Consider the following 19239-nt stretch of genomic DNA (forward strand, 5'->3'; position numbering starts at 1 on the left):
GGGCGGCGGTGCCTTTGTTGCTGCTGGTCCTCACGGGCTGTCAGCAACGCGCGCCGCTGCCCGCGCTTCATGGCGTCGCGAGCATCGATTTCTGCGCCGACCAGATGGTGCTGGGGATGGTGCCGCGCGACCATATCCGCGCGGTATCGTTCGAGACCGACAGCGACGCGAGCTTCTCGAAACCGCGCGCGAAGGGCTTGCCGCGGCTGCGCCCCCAGCTCGAGGATATTGTCGCGCTCCGCCCCGCGGTGGTCGTGCGCTCCTATGGCGGCGGCGCCCGGCTCGACCGACAGCTCGAAGCGATCGGTATTCGCGTCGTGCAACTGGGCTATCCGGCCACGCTTGGCGAGGTGCGCGACGACGTCCTGCGCGTCGGCGGCGAACTCGGCGCCGCGCCGAAAGCCGGCGATCTGATCGCCGGCTTCGACGCCGAACTCGCAGCGGCGAAGCGCGGACGCATGGATCGCGGCACCGCGCTCTACGTCACGCCCGGCGACGTCACCACAGGGCCCGGCAGCCTCGTCGCCGAGGTGATCGGCGCCGCCGGATATAAACCCTATCGCGCCGAACCCGGCTGGGGCAGCCTGCCGCTCGAGCAAATGGTGCGCCGCGCGCCCGACGTCGTCTTTCGCGCCTTTTTCGACAGCGCGCGGTATCGGCAGGATTATTGGACCTCGTCGCGGCATCCGGTCGTTGCCGACGCGTCGGCCAAGGCGGTCGATGTCGAAGTGCCCGGCGCCTGGATTTCATGCGGCAACTGGCTGACGGGGCATGCCGTCGCAAAACTCGCCGCCGCGAAGGGAAAAGCGATATGACCATGCGCCTCAACGCCCTGCTCGCGCTTCTGCTGCTGGTCGCCGCCGCCCTCGCGCTGATGACCGGTCCCGACGGGATATCGCCGCGCCTGATCGCCGACTGGATGACGGGCAGCGATCGCGCCGCATCGATCATCATCGCCGACATCCGACTGCCGCGCGTGCTCGCCGCGGCGGTGGTCGGCGCATCGCTCGGCCTGTGCGGCGCCGCGCTGCAGGCGCTCACCCGCAACCCGCTTGCCGAGCCCGGGATATTGGGCGTCTCGGCGGCGGCCACCCTGGGCGCGACCGCAACGCTCTATTTCGGGCTCGCTGCGCTGTCGCCGTGGATCCTGCCGCTCGGCGCCATCGCGGCGTCGGCGCTCGTCACCGCGCTGCTCGCCGCAGTCGCCGTGCGCACGCAGGGGATGGCCAGCCTGATCCTGACCGGCGTCGGCCTGTCGAGCCTGGCGGGGGCGCTGATGGCGCTGATCCTGAACTTCGCGCCCAATCCCTTCTCGCTGTCGGACCTCGTCAACTGGACGCTGGGATCGGTCGCCAATCGCTCGCTGTCCGACCTTGCCGTGTCGGCGCCGCTCGTCCTGCTCGGTTCGCTCCTGCTGCTTAGCCAGCGCGCCAACCTGTCGCTGCTCTCGATCGGCGAAGCGGCCGCCACGGCGCATGGCCTCGACAGTCGCCGCACGCGGCTGTTCGTCATCGCGGGCACCGGCATCGCAACCGGCGCCGCAGTCGCGCTCGCGGGCGCGGTGGGCTTTGTCGGGATCGTCGCGCCGCATCTGGTGCGGCCGTGGACGGGCCATGATCCGGGACGCGCGCTGGTCCCGTCGGCATGGCTCGGTGCGTTGCTGCTCGTCCTCGCCGACCTGCTCGTCCGCGTGCTGCCAACCGACAACGAACTGCGCCTCGGCGTCGTCGCCGCGCTGGCGGGGGCGCCCGTCTTCATGGCGATCGTCCTTCGGCGCGGGAGGGCGGCACATGACTGAGCCTTTGATCGTCGACCGACTGACCGTGAGCGCCGGAGGCAGGACGTTGCTCGACGCCGTTTCGGCGACAATCGCACCCGGCCAGCTGACCGCCATCGTCGGCCCCAATGGCGCGGGCAAATCGACGCTGCTCCGCGCGATCGCGACTGGCGTGCCATCGAGCGGGACCATCCGCCTCGGCGATACTGACCTCAAGCGGCTGAAGCCGATCGAACGCGCCCGCCGCCTCGCTTACCTCCCGCAAGCGCACGAGCTGGCGTGGGACATCAGCGTCGCCGACATGGTCGCGCTCGGGCGGTTCGCCTTTGGCGCCGTGCCTGGCCGCCTTCGCACCGAAGATCGGGCCGCGATCGCGCGAGCGATGGAAGACGCCGGCTGCACCGCGCTCGCAAGCCGCGCCGTGACCAGCCTTTCAGGCGGCGAACAGGCGCTCGCCTGCCTTGCTCGCGTGCTCGCCGCCGACACGCCCGTGCTGCTTGCCGACGAACCTGTCGCGGCGCTTGACCCCGCTAACCAGTATCATGTGATGGAATGCCTCGCGCGCCTTGCGGCGAACGGACGCACCGTCGTGGTGGTGCTCCACGACCTGTCGCTCGTCGCGCAGTTCGCCGATTCGGTGCTGTGGCTTGGCGATGGACGGCTTGCGGCACACAGCGCCGCACGCCGCGACGCGTTCGCAGCGCATGTCGCTGCGCTTTTCGGGCGGCAACCGGGCTTTGCCGAAGACGGATCGGACGCGCTCTATTTCAGGCGTGACAGCCGCAGTTAACCGGCTATTTCCGACATCTCCGCTAGAAGCAGGGTCCAGAGCCCGCGCCGACGCGGGCAGAAGGAGCGGACATGAAGGTTTTTGTTACCGGGGGCGCGGGCTATATCGGCAGCCACACGCTGGTCCGGCTGCTGGCCGCAGGTCATGACGTCTGCGTCTTCGACAATTATGCAAACAGTTCGCCGGTCGCGCTCGCCCGCGCGCGCCAACTCACCAATCGCGAGGTCGTCGCGGTCGAGGGCGATATTCGCGATTCCGATGCGCTGGCGCAGTCGCTCGCCGACTTCGCGCCCGACGCAGTGGTCCATTTCGCGGGGCTGAAGGCCGTCGGGGAATCGAACGACATTCCCCTGCTCTATTACCAGACCAACGTCACAGGCACGATGAACCTGCTCGCCGCGATGGACGCCGCTGGATGCCGGCGCATCGTCTTCTCCTCTTCGGCGACCGTCTATGGCGAGGCCCAATATCTGCCCTTCGACGAAGAGCATCCGATCGCGCCGACCAACCCCTATGGCCGCACCAAGGCGATGGCCGAGGGCGTCATCCGCGACTGGGCGACCGCCACGCCCGACGCATCGGCGGTGTTGCTGCGCTATTTCAACCCGGTCGGCGCGCATGAATCGGGCCGGATCGGCGAGGATCCCCAGGATACTCCCAACAATCTGATGCCCTTCGTCGCGCAGGTCGCGGTTGGCCGCCGCGCCAGGCTGTCGATCTTCGGCGACGATTACGATACCCGTGATGGCACTGGCGAACGCGATTATATCCACGTCGTCGACCTCGCCGCCGCGCATCTCGCGGCGCTCGAATATTCCGCGCGCGCGACCGGATGCGAGGCAATTAACGTCGGCACCGGCCAGGGGATCACCGTGAAGGAGCTGGTCGCGGCTTATGAAGCGGCGTGCGGCCGCCCGATCGCAGCCGAGATCGCGCCGCGGCGCCCGGGCGATGTCGCGAGCAGCTACGCCGCGACCGCGAAGGCCGAGCGGCTGCTGGGCTGGCAGGCGGCGCTCGACGTCGATGATATGTGCAGGTCATCGTGGAAATGGCAGTCCGAAAACCCGCAAGGCTATGACGCAACCACCGGCGCGGGGGCCTGACAGTGGCTATCCTCGTCACCGGAATCGCCGGTTTTATCGGCATGCACACTGCCGCGCACCTGCTCGAACGCGGCGAAACGGTGATCGGCGTCGACAATTTCAACGACTATTATTCCGTCGCGCTCAAGGAAGCGCGGATTGCCGAGCTGGAGCGGATCGGTGGCGACCTGACGGTCCATCGCGTCGACATCGGCGATGACGATGCCCTTGCCGCTGTGCTTGCGGGCGCCGACTTCGCTCGCATCGTCCACCTCGCAGCCCAGGCGGGCGTGCGATACTCGCTCGACAATCCGGGCGCTTATGTGCGCGCGAATGTCGCCGGGCATGTTAACATCCTCGAACTCGCCCGCCATCGCGCCGTAGAGCATCTGGTCTATGCGTCGTCCTCATCGGTCTATGGTGCGAACAAGACAATTCCGTTCAGCGTCGAGGATCGCGTCGATCATCCGATATCCCTCTATGCCGCAACAAAGCGCGCCGATGAGTTGATGAGCGAAGCCTACGCGCATCTGTTTCGAATTCCCCAAACCGGTCTGCGCTTCTTCACCGTCTATGGCCCCTGGGGGCGCCCCGACATGGCGCTGTGGAAATTCACCGCGAACATCCTCGAAGGGCGACCGATCGACGTTTACAACCATGGCGATATGCAGCGCGATTTCACGTTCATCGACGACATCGTCGATGGCGTGCTTCGCAGTCTGGATAGCCCGCCCCCCGACGACGGATTAGAGAAAGCGGGCGGATATCGAACCCCGCACCGGCTCTACAATATCGGCAATAATCGGGCCGAACCACTGATGGGGCTGATCGCCACGATCGAAAAGGCGTGCGGGCGCAAGGCCGAGCTCAACCTGCTGCCGATGCAGGATGGCGATGTGTACCAAACGTTTGCGGACATAGAAGACATCCGCGGTGAACTGGGTTTTGCGCCCGAGACCCCGATCGACGTGGGCATTCCCGCGTTCGTTCGATGGTACTTGACGGATTGGTCGAATGGAGCAGCCAGCGGATCGTGATCGACGCGAGGTCGAATCGCCCAGTCGGTTGCCGGCCTGCCGCTTTGGGGGTTCCGCCGATCGACCCAATCCCTCATATGCTTGATCTCATTGGTCAGCGAAGCTATCTGCCGCCACCAAGGCCCTTCCGTCGTCATAAACCGAGCAATCATAAATCGACATGTTCAACAACGAGTACAGTTTTGCATATCTCTCACCTTTGGCGATGAAAGACGTCGCGTTGGTCAATCCGGGCGTAAGCCAACTTAGGCGCTGTCTGCGAAAGGCAGGAGGATAAGACCGTGAGATGGCATCCCGGGATTCTCATGATCGGCGTCTGGACGCTCTGCGTGCTGGCATTTATCATCCTGCCGTTTCAGCTCGAATCCAGAACGGTGACCGCATACGGCTTTGTTCTGCTCGCGGCATTTGTCGTAACATTCGCAGCAGGCAGCTTTCTGGCCTCGCCGACCATGCCGAAACGCCGGGAACCATATGGGAAACTGCTCGATCTTTCCCTGGCGGATAAGATCATTCGCGTCGCCGCGACGGTCGCCATCATCGCGTTGTTATTCGATCTTGCCAACTCGGACTTCAGTGCTCTCGATGCAGCCTTCAAGGACCGCGACGAACGCTCCGTCGGCGTGCTGATGGGCCGTGACACCGGGGGCTCGCTGTTATTTCAGCTGGCGTTTTTGACCTATCCGGTTGGCGCCATCGCAATTGCCCGAGAAATCCTTTTTCGGGAACGGGTGAACCTCATTTCTTTGGGCTTCTTCGGCTTTGGGCCGCCTGTCCTTGCTGCGCTCGGAATGGGCGGACGCGGCCCAATTCTCTACGCCATCCTGATCATGATGGTTTCGTTCGCCACACGCCGCCTGCTCTTTCCCAAAGTACAGCAGGCCAAGGTCCGCGATGCCAGCCTCCAACGCATTGTCGTGGCGGTGACGCTGTTCCTCGTGATGGGCGTAGCGATGAACTATTTCGTTCAGGTGTTCGTCGCCCGCGCCAGCGTGATGGGTGGAATAGAAGCGATGCTTCAGGTCAGCGCCCTGAACTGGGGCGTCAGTTTTGATGGTGCCGGGTCAGAAACGCTTCGAAGCATCGTCGGCGACGGCAACATGTACTTGATCTATGTGTTCCTCTGGTATCTCGTCCAGGGACTCGTCATGTCGAATGCCGTGTTCAGTGACTATGGCGGCGACATGACTTGGGGCATCTACGGTCTCGATCTTGCGTCGGCCGCCATGCGCCGCATCGATCCGCAATTTGTATCGAACAAGTTCCTTCCACTCGTTGACATCAATGTATACGGCTTCCTGCCCAGCGCCTTCGGTTCGCTCTATGTCGATTTTTGGTATTTTGCCTTTATTCCGACTTTCGCATGGGGATATGCCGCCGGTTTCGTATATCGGCGGATCGGAATTTCGGACGACAGTCGCTGGGTATTGATCGGCCCGTTTATCACGGTCGGGATTATCGTCAGCCTCATGAACACTCCGCTCGGGTTTGCCAACGGCTTGACCACACATTTCTGGCTGCTTGTCGTCGCATTCGCGATCAGACCGGTTAGCCAGACCACAAAAAGAACCGCACCGGCGTGACGACACATCCGCGTAGCGCGGGATGAAACGCCCCCCGCGAATATTGGTGACGGGCGCGACTGGCTTCGTCGGCCGCGCACTCGTTGCACGATTGATCGGCGAGGGCTGCATCGTTCGCGCCGCAACGCGTGCAAAGACGACGACGGGAGCATCCGAACAGGCCGTTGTCGGCGAGATTGATGGACAGACAGACTGGCGCGAAACAGTTCAACAGGTCGACTTCGTGGTCCATGCTGCTGGCCGCGCACACATTTTGGACGATAAGGCTTCGAATCCGCTGAAGGCTTTCCGGACGAGCAATCGCGATGCCACGCTACGCCTCGCACGACAGGCTAGCGATGCAGGTGTCAGGCGGTTCATCTTCATCTCGACAATCGGCGTGAACGGTAGCGAGACCGCGGGGCACCCGCTGACGATCGGCGGCACACCCCAACCCCACTCGCCCTACGCGCAATCGAAATGGGAAGCGGAGATAGGCTTGCGCGAAATCACGGCCGGCAGCGAAATGGAACATGTCGTCATTCGGCCGCCGCTGATCATCGGTCGCGACCCAAAGGGCAATCTCGGCACATTGCTTGGAGCAATCCGCAAGGGCGTACCACTCCCATTTGGTGCGGTCACGCGCAACCGGCGTGATCTGGTATCGCTCGATACCCTGAACGACCTGATCGCGACCGTTGTTGACAACCCTGGCGCATCGAACCAGACCTTTCTTGTCAGCGACGGAAGCGCCGTCTCGACGCGGCAGATCGCCGAGGAGTTGGCGCGCCTGCATGGCCTTTCTGCACGCTTCCTGCCCGTCCCGCCCTCATTGCTTGGTGCCTTTCTGCGACTTATAGGGAAGGCGTCCTTGGCGTCGCAATTATGTGGGGATTTGGAGATCGATATGGCGCATACGCGCGGTGCGCTGAACTGGACGCCGCCGTCCTTGCTTTGATTGGAATACAATTTGCCAATGTCCGGATGGGACCGAAATCTCGACAATATTATCACCGACCGATCAATCTCGCTCCGCCTTGCGCTAGCGATGATCAACGATTCGGGGCTCGGCATGATCCTGTTGGTTGATTGCGATCAACGATTCGAGCGCACTGTCACCGATGGCGACATACGCCGCTTGCTGCTTGACGGCGCGGAAATGGGCGATTCCATTGGGAGCCTGCCGCACATCGATTCGATCACCCTGCCATCGGGCAGCACCCCCCGCGACGCCATCGACGCCATGGACAAACATGACATCGACGATATTCCATTGCTGGATTCCGATCGTCGGGTCGCTGGCCTTTTGCGACGTCGCGAGATTAGCAAGCCTATCGCTCTGTCTACCCCTCACATGGAAGGGGCCGAGATGGACTATGTCGAAGAGGCATTCCGGACCAACTGGATCGCGCCGCTTGGTCCGAACGTCGACGCCTTCGAACAAGCGGTAGCCGATGTCGCCGGAGTCGCTCATGCCGCCGCCGTCAGTTCGGGCACCGCGGCGTTGCACCTTGCACTGCGCCTCCTCGACGTTGGGCCGGGCGATCGCGTCTTCTGTTCATCGTTCACCTTTGCCGCAAGCGCGAATCCGATCGTCTATCAGTACGCAGAACCAGTTTTCATAGATGCAGAGCCGCAGAGCTGGAACATGTCACCGCAAGCGCTCGAACGAGCATTCGAGACGGCAAAAGCTGAAGGCTGGTTGCCGAAGGCGGTGATCGTCGTGAACCTATATGGCCAGAGTGCGGACTATGATCCGATCCTCGCCATTTGTAACGCGCACGGCGTACCGGTGATCGAGGATGCGGCGGAATCTCTGGGGGCGACCTACAAGGGCCAGGCGAGCGGCCGCTTTGGTTTGTTGTCGGCCTTTTCGTTCAACGGAAATAAGATCATCACGACATCGGGCGGCGGCATGCTGGTTTCCAACGATGAGCGATTGATAGCACGTGCTCGCTATCTTTCGACCCAGGCGCGCCAGCCTGCCGCGCATTACGAACACACCGAGATCGGCTACAACTATCGAATGAGCAATATTCTGGCCGGCGTCGGACTGGGCCAGATGATGGTGCTGGGCGAGCGTGTAGAGCAGCGCCGAGCGGTGTTCGCCGCTTATACGGAAGGACTGGCCGGTCTCGACGGCGTCCATTGGATGCCTGAGCCCGAGTGGAGCTATTCCACGCGCTGGCTGAGCACCTTGACCATCGACGGCACCGAGGCGGGTATCAGCGCGAACGAAATCATTCAAAGCCTGGCAAGCGAATTGATCGAAGCCCGACCCGTGTGGAAGCCAATGCACCGCCAGCCGGTCTTTGCCGGGACACGTTATTTCGAACATGGAAATTCGTCCGTGTCCGACGCTCTGTTCGCCAATGGCATCTGCCTGCCATCGGGATCCAATATGAGCACCGCACAGGTGGACCGGATCATCGCCACGATACGTGGGCTTCTCGGCAAACGTTGATGCTGAAGCGTGCATTCGATCTGGTTGCCGCGGCGGTGACGCTGGTTCTGCTTGCTGTGCCCCTGCTGCTGGTAGCGGCGGTCGTTCGGCTGACGTCGCGTGGCCCCGCGTTGTATTGGTCCGAAAGGATCGGCAGAAACAACCGCTCTTTCATGATGCCCAAATTCCGCTCAATGCGGATCGATACGCCGGCGCTGCCGACGCATCTCCTGACCGACGGCGAAAGCTATCTGACGCCGATTGGCGGCTTCCTCCGCGCATCCAGTACCGACGAACTCCCGCAGCTTTGGTGCATATTGACGGGCGAGATGACAATCGTTGGCCCGCGCCCGGCCTTGTTCAATCAAGACGATCTCGTCGCGCTTCGCACTGAAAATGGCGTGCACCGATTGCGCCCTGGGTTGACCGGATGGGCGCAGGTCAACGGCCGCGACGACCTCAGTATTCCGGACAAGGTCGTTCTGGACCGCGAATATCTCGATCGCATGAGCTTCGCGTTCGATCTGCGCATCATCCTGATGACCGTGCGTCGAGTAATTGTAGGGAGCGGCGTCAGCCACTGATCGTCAATAGCTGTTGATCTTCCGGAGCAACTCGGGCGTCAGTTCAACAGTTCGCAGCAGTTCGACGATCCGCGCACCTGATTGGCCGTCGCCATAGACATTGGCGATCGGATAGCGACCGATCGACACGCTTCGCTCGACGGCAGAAGCGATGTGATCGGCGTTGAATTCGACGTCGATCACATTTGCGTTTCGCTCGCGGAACATTTGACGGGGGCCGATGTTCAGGACTGGGACGCCAAAACTTGCCGCTTCCACAATACCCGAACTGCTGTTTCCGACCAGCGCATCGCAATGCGCCAGCGCCGCAATGTACAATTCGCGCGGAAGGTGCGTCTTCAGAACGCAACGCTGATCGGCGATTGTCGCCGCTTGAAGCGTCGCCAGCACCGCCCTGCTTCCCGCGTCCGAGTTGGGTGCCAGCGCGACAATATGGTGCGGGTAACTGCGCAGCCCCTTGAGGATGGTGGCGCAATCGGCCCCGGCCCTTTCGGCATCTTGCAGAACGGGATGAAAAATCAGCAGCAGATAGGGCTTATCGGCGGCGAGGCCAAGTTTCGCGCGGGTGCCTGCGGCATCGGGTACGGGCATGGCGAGAAGGTCGTCCAGGCTAGGCGTGCCGAGCGCATGGACGTGATCGTCCCGCTCACCCATCCGGATGAGACGCTCGCGCGATTCCTTGGTGGAGACGAGGTGAATGTGCGACAGCTTGGACACCGCATGGCGGACGGGCTCGTCGATCGTGCCGGATCGATCGCCGCCAGCGATATGCGCAACGGGGATGTTGAGGTGCGATGCGGCAATCGCGCCAGCGAGCATCTCACCGCGATCGCCGAGTAGCAGCACCAGATCAGGGCGTTCATGCTCCAGCGCCTCGACAAACCCGCCGATCATCAAGCCGATGTCGCGGGCCATCGTCGCCCCCGACGGCTCGCCACCGCTGACAGGAACACTGGCCAACAGCTGCAGCCCGGCGGCCTCGACTTCGTCCACGGTGTGGCCATAAGCCCGGTCGAGGTGCATGCCGGTTGCCAGCACCTTCAATTCCATCCCGGGGTCGCTTGCAATAGCCACCAGCGTCGAGCGCATCAGGCCAAAATCAGCGCGCGTCCCGCTTATATAACAGATGCGGCGGGTCATGCGCCGGCGGGGTCGGAGAACATCTCCCAGGTAATTTGCTCTCCTTCATCGACATCAACGCGCAGGCGGCGTCCGATCAGCCGATCTAGCTCGGTTGGCGAAATGCCGGTGCCGGGGCGCATCATGATCACGTCCGCTTCGGTTAGCTCAGTCCCCGCAGGCAAGACACGACCCGACATGACGGATCGGCGCGCAACCGCGCGCACGCCGAGCTCGGCTGGCGCCGGCGCCTTCACCGTCGAACCCAGAGCGCGCTCGACCGAGCGGATTTGAAGCACCATGGCGGCAAATTCATCAGGTTCGATCGACGCGGCGTGATCGGGACCAGGCAGGTCTCGATCAAGCGTGAAATGCTTTTCGATTACCATTGCGCCCAGCGCCACCGCAGCTGTCGCCACGCTGATGCCCAGCGTGTGGTCGGAGTATCCGACCGGAAAACCAGTCTCAGCGGCAATGCTGTTCATCGCGCGGAGGTTCACATCGCCGAAATCCGCGGGATAGTTGGAGGTACAATGCAGCACAGTCAGCACCTCAGCCAGAGCTTGCATATGGCCCCGCGCGAGACGTTCCTTCTCGATGACATTGATCGCTTCGTGGATTTCTTTCATGTCGGCCATGCCAGTCGAAAGGATAACCGGCAGGCCAGCGCCCACAAGCTGGCGGATGAAGGGCCAGTTGGTGATTTCACCTGACGGGATTTTCACCCGGCGAATACCGAGGTCCAACAGCAGTTCATGCGATGCCGCATCGAACGCGGTGGACATGAACTCGATGCCCAGCGCGCCGCATCGCTCCACAATAGCGCGATGGTCGGCCTCGGACAGTTCGAGTTTCTTGACCATGTCGAACTGGCTGCCCTCGCCTGTCTGGCGCTTTTGATACTCGGCTTTTTCGGCGGTGCGGGTCATTACCTTCTCAGTAGAAAAGGTCTGAAATTTGACCGCGTCGGCTCCCATCGCTTGCGCCGCGTCGACCATCGCGAGCGCGCGGCCAAGATCGCCATTATGGTTCACGCCGGCTTCGGCGATGATGAATACGGGCACGGACAGTCTCCACAAATTGCCCCTCGGGACGGCTGGCTGGTTATGACATAGACACATTCGGCGCAACGCAATATGCCCGCGCCGGGACCTTCAGCGAAGTTGAGGATTTGGCATGACAATTCTGGGAGTCTATGGTGCCAGCGGCTTTGGCCGGGAGGTTATGCCTGTTGCGGAGGCGATGCTCGCTGCGCGCGGCGAGGACGGCATCAGATTGGTATTTATCGACGATGGAGCGGCGGGAGAGCCGGTGAACGGCTTCGATTGTCTTTCGTTCGACAGCTTCGCCGCGCTCGACGGCGACAAGAGCGTCGCGGTGGCGATCGCCGACGGCAAGGTTCGCGAAAATCTCGAACAGAAATGCCTCGGGAGAGGCTTCGCGCTCGCCACAATCATTGGTCCCCAATCAACGATCGGGCATGGCGTGGAAATGGCGCCTGGCGCGATCTTCTGCAGCTTTTCGCTGGTGACGAGCAACACCGTCATCGGGCGTGGCTTTCACGCCAATCTCTACAGCTATGTCGCACACGACTGTATCATCGGCGACTATGTCACCTTCGCCCCAGGCGTGAAGTGCAACGGCAATATCGTAATCGAGGATTACGCCTATATCGGCACCGGGGCAGTGCTGAAGCAGGGACAGCCGGGCAAGCCGCTGACAATCGGCGCAGGAGCGATCGTCGGCATGGGCGCCGTTGTGACGCGCGACGTTCCTGCCGGCATGACGGTCGTTGGCAACCCGGCCAAGCCTTTCCCACCGGTAAGCTAGCTAAAGGCCGCTTTTGCGATGCCAATCCTCTCCGTCGGGGCCCAATAGTGCGATCTGTTCGCCAAGTCGCTGACCCAATTCCGCGGCCGGTGCGATCGGAGATTCGGGGCCGAAGCCCTGAAACGAGAAGAAGTCGGCTGCAAAGCTGCCGCGCATCAGGTTCGCCACGATACGAGTCTGCCTGGACTTGAGGTCGGCAGGCAGCGGCGTCGCCGCGATCTTTTCGGCCAACTTACCGACCTCGGACCGTCCGCCGATTTCGATAAAGTCGCCAGGAACGGTGTAATAGTTTTCCGCAACGATCGACTTGCGGCCCAGCATCGCAGACTGCAACCCCAGTGTGCCCGTCAGGTTGAAAGTTGTATCGACGACGTCGGTCAGGCGGTTTCCGCTAACGTCGTAGGGAACCATTACGACGTTGGGGATCGCCTTCAGCGCACGGATCAACCCCCTCTGGCGAAAGCCGAACTGCAACGGGTGATCCTTGACGATGACCTGATAGCCCGCCGCCGACAGCGCCTGCGTCGCTTCGATCAGCATCGCTTCATAGTCGACGAGCCCGAGATCCTCGACCCAATAGTCAATCGAGGCTTCCGGAAAGAGCTGGAGCGGAACAAAAACGCGCCGGTCTGGCGCAAAAGCCGCAACCCTCTCTTGCCAATCTTCGTCAACCAGCGTCAGGATATCGCGGTCTCCCAGCGACGGCTTATGGCCCAAAAAAGACTGGGCGTCGGTGTAGTGAAGGTTGAGCGGATCGCGGTGCCACAGCGACAACGCTCTAAACACCCAACCGCGCAGTCGAAATCGACCGAAGACTTTAAACCACCTCTTGAGCGAATAAGCGGTTTGGTTGTTGACGTAGCTCGGCGTGAAGAGCGGGTCCGCAATTTCGGCGCGCTTTTCTTCGACCAGCGCAGCAGGTGCCTTTTCCTCCCGCGCGACGAGCCGCCCGCGAAACATGAGCATGGCCATCTTCGGCAACGCGCTGGCGGTTAGTTCGTAAAAGGGAATGCCACGCTTACGTGACAACCGAGCCAGCACGTCGCTGGTATAGCGATCAATGGGAAAGGCTACGACAACGCGAGGCCGCACGGCGTCCAAAACGGCCGCTTCGGCTTCGGCCATGGCAAGTACCATCGCGCGGGCCTTGCGCGCCGGAAGCCACCGCAGCACGCGGCAACGGGCGATAACGTCAGAGACTTCGTCGGCGGTCAACTCAAGCGAGGCGCCAGTCGCGTCTCGATAGAAGCGTCTGTATGCCGGATAAAACGCATCGATCGTATTATAGTCACCGTGACCGCGGTGATCGGTAATGGTCACCGCACGCTCAAATCCAAGATGGTCGCCAACAACCCGCCACCACGCGTCCGTGCGGTGAATCGTGAAAATCAGGACGGTGCCCGGGCGGCGGGCAACAAGAGTCATTGAGAAGCTACTCCGATAGGCTGCCGGTGAAGCATTCGGACAGCGGCGAGATTGAGCGTGAGATATAAAATGGCGCCGACTAAGGTCGCCGTTGCCGTCCCATAAATGCCGAAATTCAGCGTGAACGTCGTCAACAACACAAGACCCACGCCGAACGACAACGCCTGATTGAGCAGGACGCGCTTTTCCTGCATCCGCGCATTGAGAATCAACGTCTGAAAATCGGCAACGATACGGATCTGCGCCACGACGAGCATGATTGCGAGCAACGAAATGGCGATGTGCCACTTCATCGTAAAACGATGCGCCGTAAGGAAATCGAGGCCTACTGCGCCCGCGAAACCGGCTACCATCAGCGCAGCAACAAGCATAAGTTCGCGACGGATACGCCGTTGCGCGGCACTCACACTTTCGTCCCGCGCGAGCATCAGTATTTCGGGCATGCAGCGATTATATGAAGCGACGCTGAAAAACTGATAGGCAAACGCAATCAAGGTGACATGTCGGAAATAAATCCCCGCTTGATCGAGGGGGACGAGCGCGCCGACCGTCAACCGATCAATCTGCAAAACCAGCACGGCCAGCAAGCCCGTAAAGAAGTGCGTCAGCGAAGCCCGATGCTGCGTCCAGACACCCTTCAATGCGACGTCAGGCACCAAATCCTGGGGGCGTTTGTGACGAGCCCACCAGATTGTCGCGATCCCTAGCGTAGCGACCAATGATATGCCGGCCCAACATTCCAGTATGAGCCGCAGCGAAAGTTGGCAGGGAAATAAGAAGATCAACGCCACCGAAAGCACAAACAAAAGCAGATTTTTTGCCGCAACACAGACGACCAGAAGATGGTATCGCCGTTCAACGACGCTAACGTTATAGGCAACATTGCCGACTTGCTCGCTAATTGCCACAATCAGAACAAGCACGGCCAGGTACGGCGAGATGCCCGCATAATTGAGCAATATCAGCGCAAAAAGCGGAAGCATCCAAAGGTAGTTGATCAACCAGAGACGCGTCATATCCGAAACGGCTTGGTCGAAAACGCTGCTGTCGGCACCGACCAAGCGACGCTGCACATCGATGTGGCGTTCCCAACCAAAGGCGAAGGCGAACAGGCCGATAAGCGTGACCAACAACCCGAACTGGCCAGCCGCCGCGATCGGCAGCATGAAGATCATGCCCACGGTAAACGCTGCACGCGCCAGCAGTTCGATCATTTTGGTAGCTACAAGCAGCATGGATGGACCGTTACCAGGCGGTCCAGCCGCCGTCGGCCGACAGTACATGGCCGGTAACATAGCTCGACGCGGCGCTGGCCAGAAACAGCATCGGCCCAACCATTTCATCCGCCTCGGCCATCCGGCCTAACGGGACGCGTGACGAATATTTGCTGGCGAAAATTTCGTTCTGGCCGCTTGCGACGCCCCCGGGGACCAGCGCATTCACGCGGATATTCTGTTCGCCCCAATAAGTGGCTAGCCATCTTGTCAGGCCGATCACCGCCGACTTCGATGCAGAATAAACCGCCGGTGTATTGATCGGGCCGCCCAGATAATGCGAGCCTTCATAGATGCGATTGTCAGGGCCGACCAAGCCATAGATCGACGAGGTCTGGACAATAGAGCCACCCGTCCCCTGCTTCAGCATGACCCGACCTACTGCCTGCGCCATCAGGAACATTCCGTCGATGTTCACCGACATCACTTCGCGCCATGTTGAAAGGCTATATTCCTCGAAGGGCTTGAACAGCGCCTCCAGGTCGCCTGTCTTCGTCGCCGCATTGTTGAGCAGGATATCGATCCGGCCAAAATGATCTTCGACGGCAGCAACACAGGATGTCACAGAGTCCGGCTCCGCCACGTCGCAAACAAAGCCCTTCGCGCCGTCGCCTATGTCTCGCGCCGCCGCATCCGCTGCATCGGCATAAAGGTCAACAACCGCGACCGTCGCACCCGCCGCCGCCAACCCTTTGCAGAAGCGACGGCCCAAAATGCCTGCGCCGCCTGTTACAAGGGCAACTTTTCCAGTCAGGTCCGATGTGAAGACAGGCTGTGTCATCAGTTATGCTGCCGGAACACGGGTTTCACCGCGGGGCCGACAAGAAACGCCTCGACGCCCCGATCAAGTGCCGCCTTGCAAACGGGAAGCGTCTTGTCGAGCGCCCGTGCGGTCAGTTCAAGTTCGGCATCGCCATGCGCCTGGGCAAAGGACAGGCCTGCCAACAGCACCCCGCCTTTCAACATTTCCTGGCCAAAGAGCGTTCGCATCGGCAGCGACAATTCGCCATCGACGCCGCGGATGAGATAATTAAGCGCGATAGGCGGGCCATCCAGCTGGACATAATCGGACATGTCGTGGCGCTGGGTAACCTCATTCCACATCGCGACAAATTTCTTGCCAAAGGCCCACAAATGGCCGGTGACATTCTCGTCGCGGTTGATCCGCGTCGCCTCCATGAAGGCGCCCAACGCAGGCATTTCCGCACCATGAGTAGACGAAAGAAGGAAGGTGCGCTCCATGCCAGGACGGTTGATCGCGCCGACTTCCATATATTCGCTCTTCCCGACCAGAGCGGCGAGCGAAAAGCCATTGGCCATCGCTTTGCCGAACGTCGTCATGTCGGGCGTCACGCCGAAGAAATGCTGCGCGCCTTTCAGATCCCAGCGAAAACCGGTGATCATTTCGTCGAGAATCATCAGCGCGCCCTCGCGCTTCGTCAGGTCACGAATCTTTTGCAGGAAATTCGCGCCATGTTCGCGGTTGTCGCTACACGGTTTTTCCGGCCATTGTGCCATGCAGGCGGGATGGCCGCACGGGGTGAGTTGCGTCGCGGGCTCCAGCATTACCGCAGCGATCTCTCCCGGATATTGCGCAAAAAGCGATTCAAGCGAAGCCATGTCGCCATATTCGAAAACCAGCGTTGAGGCCGTGGCCTGCATCAGCACGCCCTTTTTGATCGCAGTCGTCCCGATGAACCAGTCGTCATAAGAAAAGAAGGGATGCTGGCGCGGAATACAAACATAGCGACGCCCCGTGTAGGATCGCGCAACCTTGACCGCCGCGGTCGTGACGTTGGAACCATTTTTTCCAAACTTCACCATGTCGGCACCGTCGACGATATCGCACAACATTTCGGCGGCGCGCAGTTCTGTCAGGCTGGCGCGAGTCATGTTGACGCCGCGTTCGATCTCGCGGATCGCCGCAGCGTTGACGCGCTCGTCAGCGAAACCGATCGTCACCGACCGCAACGCCATCCCGTAATCGAGATATCTATTGCCCTGTGTGTCCCAGACATAGGCGTCCTTGCCATGGCTCAGCAGCGGAGGTGCAATAAGCGGAAACTGGTCGTCGCCGCGCGAATAGGTGTGCGCACCGCCCGGAATGCGTTCGTGCAGGCGCTTACGCAATCCTTCGAAATCGCGATCAGCGTTGCTCAGATCGTCACGCATACCCATCCTTCTTGTCAGTAATTTCGCCAGAGCGGATAATCATCCGTCATCGGCCTTACAACGGCAGCCTTCGGATTGCCGATATAGACCGACCGATCGGGAATAGCCCTGTCGAGAACGAGCGACTCCGTTGCGATCTGGACATAGTCGCCAATGTCGCAATCACCCAGGATCGCGCTGCCGGGTCGCATCGTCACATGCGCGCCAAGTCGCGGGTATATGTCGTGATTGCTGCCAATTCCGCAGCGCTGATAGACCGCGAAATAGTCACCATAGCTCCCGCGGCCGAGCACGGTGCCGAGCGGGTGGACCAACAGGAATATGTCGGGCAAGGCGACTTCATAGTAGATGTCACAAGCGTGCAGCGCCTTGTTAAGCAGGAACAATTTTGAACAAATCGCAGGGTCCCCGCCGTTGCGAAACAACTGGTTGGCTAGCAGGTATAACCACATTGCATATTGATCGCCGTGCAGATGGTCAAAGACCGGACGATCGCCGTCGAAAAAATAACGGTTGTTCACTTCTGAGAAGCAATGCTCGAGCCGCTTCAGCGCGCCCTTTGCCGCGTCCGTCAACGTCGCGATATCGACCTCACGACCGTCGGGGAAAAAATTGTTGCATTGGCGCGCCGCGAGGCCGGCGAGTTGATCGCGATCGAGTGTCTGGCGCACGATCATGACCGTATACCCGATTGGCTACGCACATGAACGCCGTTCGTCGCCAGATAGGTACGGACCTTGATCGGGCTGTGATCGGTAAAAATGAACATCGACGATATGGTGATTGCCGACGCTCCGGCGTCCAGCGCCTTGTGGCAATGATCGAGGCTCCCTGCCCCGCTTGATGCAATCAGCGGGATGTGCAGTCGATCCGAAATGCGGCCCACCAAGTCGAGGTCGTAGCCCGACATCGTTCCGTCGCGATCGACCGAGGTCAGCAATATCTCGCCCGCATGCGCGTCTTGCATCCGCTGCGCCACGGTAACGGGATCTTCCGCTGTCAATTTGCGTCCGCATTGTCCGACCACGCGCCGGCTGCCGTCGGGCATTTCGCGATAGTCGATCGACACGACGATGCACTGATCGCCGAAACGTGACGCCGCTTCCTTGACGAATGCTGGGTTGTGCAGCGCTTCATTGTTGATGCTGACCTTGTCAGCGCCAGATTTGAGCAATGCCTCGATCTGTGCCAGCGAGCGAATGCCGCCGCCGACCGTGAACGGCATGAAAATTTCTTCGGACACGCGTTCGATGATTGATCCCGAGACGACGCGGTTCTCGGGGGTCGCGTCGATGTCGACGAAAATCATCTCGTCCACGCCATAGCTGTCATAGACCTTTGCGGTCGAAACGGGATTACCCGCCTCTCGCTGGTTTTCGAAGAAGCGAACGCATTTGACCAGCCGGCCACCTCGGATCAGAAATTTGGGAATGATGCGCTTCTTGAGCATGAAAATCCGGACTTCCTCTACGTGGCGATCGAGCGAACTTGGACGATGACAATAGCTCGCTCCTCAGAACTCATGGTCCAGCCAATTTTGGAGTAACTGAATGCCGTTGTCTTGGCTCTTTTCCGGATGAAACTGTGTTGCCACCAGATTGTCGCGCCGGACAACGGCGGTGATCGGGCCTCCGTGGTCGGTTGTCGCGATACAATCGCTCGCGTCACGGCACAGCATGTGCAGCGAATGCACAAAATAGAAGTCGGCCTGCGCGACGGGCACACCACGAAACAACCAGTCGTCGGTCGCGAAGCGAATGGAATTCCACCCGACATGGGGCACCTTGGCGGGAGTCTCGGGCTCCAGCGGCGCGATATCCGCTGCTAACCAGCCCAATCCTCGATGCTCTCCATGTTCCACACTTGTTTCAGCAAACAATTGCATGCCCAAGCATACGCCTAGGACAGGCTTGCGTACGACCATCGCAAGATGGGTCAGCGGATCGACTAAACCGCGCTCATGCATCGCCACCATCGCGTCGCCGAACGCGCCAACCCCAGGCAGGAGCAAACGATCGGCGGCCGCCAACTCGGCGGGATCGGCCGTGACGATCACGTCCTCTCCAACATAAGCCAACGCATTGGTTAGCGAACGGACATTGCCCATTCCATAGTCGACAATGGCAACGCTCATGATCTGGCCC

Annotated in this window: 19 protein-coding genes; 10 read left to right on the forward strand and 9 right to left on the reverse strand. The window is 60.8% G+C overall.

From position 1 onward, the window contains the following. Positions 1–8: 8 nt before the first annotated feature. The 9 genes from ACO055_RS07280 (at position 9) to ACO055_RS07320 (ending at position 9275) form a co-directional block, all read left to right on the forward strand. Positions 9–815 carry an ABC transporter substrate-binding protein gene (locus ACO055_RS07280; RefSeq protein ID WP_422061923.1) on the forward strand — a complete coding sequence of 269 codons (807 nt, stop codon included), beginning with the start codon at positions 9–11 and terminating at the stop codon, positions 813–815. Further along, on the forward strand, positions 812–1798 hold the full coding sequence (locus tag ACO055_RS07285) for a FecCD family ABC transporter permease (protein WP_422061924.1): 987 nt from the start codon (positions 812–814) through the stop codon (positions 1796–1798). The genes ACO055_RS07280 and ACO055_RS07285 overlap by 4 nt, the downstream gene beginning before the upstream one ends. Further along, positions 1791–2567, forward strand: a complete 777-nt coding sequence (locus ACO055_RS07290) for an ABC transporter ATP-binding protein (RefSeq protein ID WP_422061925.1) — start codon at positions 1791–1793, stop codon at positions 2565–2567. The genes ACO055_RS07285 and ACO055_RS07290 overlap by 8 nt, the downstream gene beginning before the upstream one ends. A 71-nt stretch (positions 2568–2638) precedes the next feature. Then, positions 2639–3670, forward strand: a complete 1032-nt coding sequence (gene galE / locus ACO055_RS07295) for a UDP-glucose 4-epimerase GalE (RefSeq protein ID WP_422061926.1) — start codon at positions 2639–2641, stop codon at positions 3668–3670. A 2-nt stretch (positions 3671–3672) separates the two neighbouring features. Next, positions 3673–4686, forward strand: coding sequence for an NAD-dependent epimerase/dehydratase family protein (locus ACO055_RS07300; protein WP_422061927.1), 1014 nt, complete (start codon positions 3673–3675; stop codon positions 4684–4686). A gap of 305 nt (positions 4687–4991) precedes the next feature. Next, positions 4992–6269, forward strand: coding sequence for a hypothetical protein (locus ACO055_RS07305; protein ID WP_422061928.1), 1278 nt, complete (start codon positions 4992–4994; stop codon positions 6267–6269). Positions 6270–6315: 46 nt separating this feature from the next. After that, positions 6316–7206 (forward strand): NAD-dependent epimerase/dehydratase family protein, encoded by an 891-nt coding sequence (locus tag ACO055_RS07310; RefSeq protein ID WP_422061929.1) that lies wholly within the window; start codon positions 6316–6318, stop codon positions 7204–7206. 90 nt (positions 7207–7296) lie between these two features. Then, on the forward strand, positions 7297–8712 hold the full coding sequence (locus ACO055_RS07315) for an aminotransferase class I/II-fold pyridoxal phosphate-dependent enzyme (protein ID WP_422061930.1): 1416 nt from the start codon (positions 7297–7299) through the stop codon (positions 8710–8712). Further along, complete coding sequence (locus ACO055_RS07320) at positions 8712–9275, forward strand: sugar transferase (protein WP_422062437.1); 564 nt, start codon at positions 8712–8714, stop codon at positions 9273–9275. Before ACO055_RS07315 ends, ACO055_RS07320 begins: the two co-directional genes overlap by 1 nt. 3 nt (positions 9276–9278) lie before the next feature. Here the strand turns inward: ACO055_RS07320 and neuC are convergent, their stop codons facing one another. Next, a complete protein-coding gene (gene neuC, locus ACO055_RS07325; RefSeq protein WP_422061931.1) occupies positions 9279–10415 on the reverse strand; it encodes a UDP-N-acetylglucosamine 2-epimerase in 1137 nt (378 codons plus the stop codon). Next, complete coding sequence (neuB, locus tag ACO055_RS07330; protein ID WP_422061932.1) at positions 10412–11458, reverse strand: N-acetylneuraminate synthase; 1047 nt, start codon at positions 11456–11458, stop codon at positions 10412–10414. Before neuB ends, neuC begins: the two co-directional genes overlap by 4 nt. Before the next feature lie 112 nt (positions 11459–11570). On the opposite strand from neuB, the gene ACO055_RS07335 reads away from it, so the two are divergent. Next, complete coding sequence (locus tag ACO055_RS07335; protein ID WP_422061933.1) at positions 11571–12224, forward strand: acetyltransferase; 654 nt, start codon at positions 11571–11573, stop codon at positions 12222–12224. On the opposite strand, the gene ACO055_RS07340 is transcribed toward ACO055_RS07335, so the two are convergent. The 7 genes from ACO055_RS07340 to hisH form a co-directional block, all read right to left on the reverse strand. Beyond that, on the reverse strand, positions 12225–13649 hold the full coding sequence (locus ACO055_RS07340; protein WP_422061934.1) for a hypothetical protein: 1425 nt from the start codon (positions 13647–13649) through the stop codon (positions 12225–12227). It lies immediately after the preceding gene. Beyond that, positions 13646–14863, reverse strand: a complete 1218-nt coding sequence (locus ACO055_RS07345; protein ID WP_422061935.1) for a lipopolysaccharide biosynthesis protein — start codon at positions 14861–14863, stop codon at positions 13646–13648. Before ACO055_RS07345 ends, ACO055_RS07340 begins: the two co-directional genes overlap by 4 nt. 31 nt (positions 14864–14894) lie before the next feature. Continuing rightward, positions 14895–15704: an SDR family oxidoreductase gene (locus ACO055_RS07350; RefSeq protein ID WP_422061936.1), complete on the reverse strand. Its 810-nt coding sequence runs from the start codon at positions 15702–15704 to the stop codon at positions 14895–14897. Next, the gene (locus tag ACO055_RS07355; RefSeq protein ID WP_422061937.1) at positions 15704–17095 is read right to left on the reverse strand and encodes a glutamate-1-semialdehyde 2,1-aminomutase; all 1392 of its coding nucleotides are present in this window, start codon (positions 17093–17095) and stop codon (positions 15704–15706) included. The genes ACO055_RS07350 and ACO055_RS07355 overlap by 1 nt, the downstream gene beginning before the upstream one ends. Positions 17096–17109: 14 nt before the next feature. Then, positions 17110–17772, reverse strand: coding sequence for a hypothetical protein (locus tag ACO055_RS07360; RefSeq protein ID WP_422061938.1), 663 nt, complete (start codon positions 17770–17772; stop codon positions 17110–17112). Next, complete coding sequence (gene hisF / locus ACO055_RS07365) at positions 17769–18545, reverse strand: imidazole glycerol phosphate synthase subunit HisF (protein ID WP_422061939.1); 777 nt, start codon at positions 18543–18545, stop codon at positions 17769–17771. Before hisF ends, ACO055_RS07360 begins: the two co-directional genes overlap by 4 nt. A 63-nt stretch (positions 18546–18608) precedes the next feature. Further along, positions 18609–19229, reverse strand: a complete 621-nt coding sequence (gene hisH, locus ACO055_RS07370; RefSeq protein ID WP_422061940.1) for an imidazole glycerol phosphate synthase subunit HisH — start codon at positions 19227–19229, stop codon at positions 18609–18611. Positions 19230–19239: the final 10 nt, after the last annotated feature.

The sequence above is a fragment of the Sphingopyxis sp. genome (assembly GCF_965227415.1).
Lineage (GTDB): Bacteria > Pseudomonadota > Alphaproteobacteria > Sphingomonadales > Sphingomonadaceae > Sphingopyxis.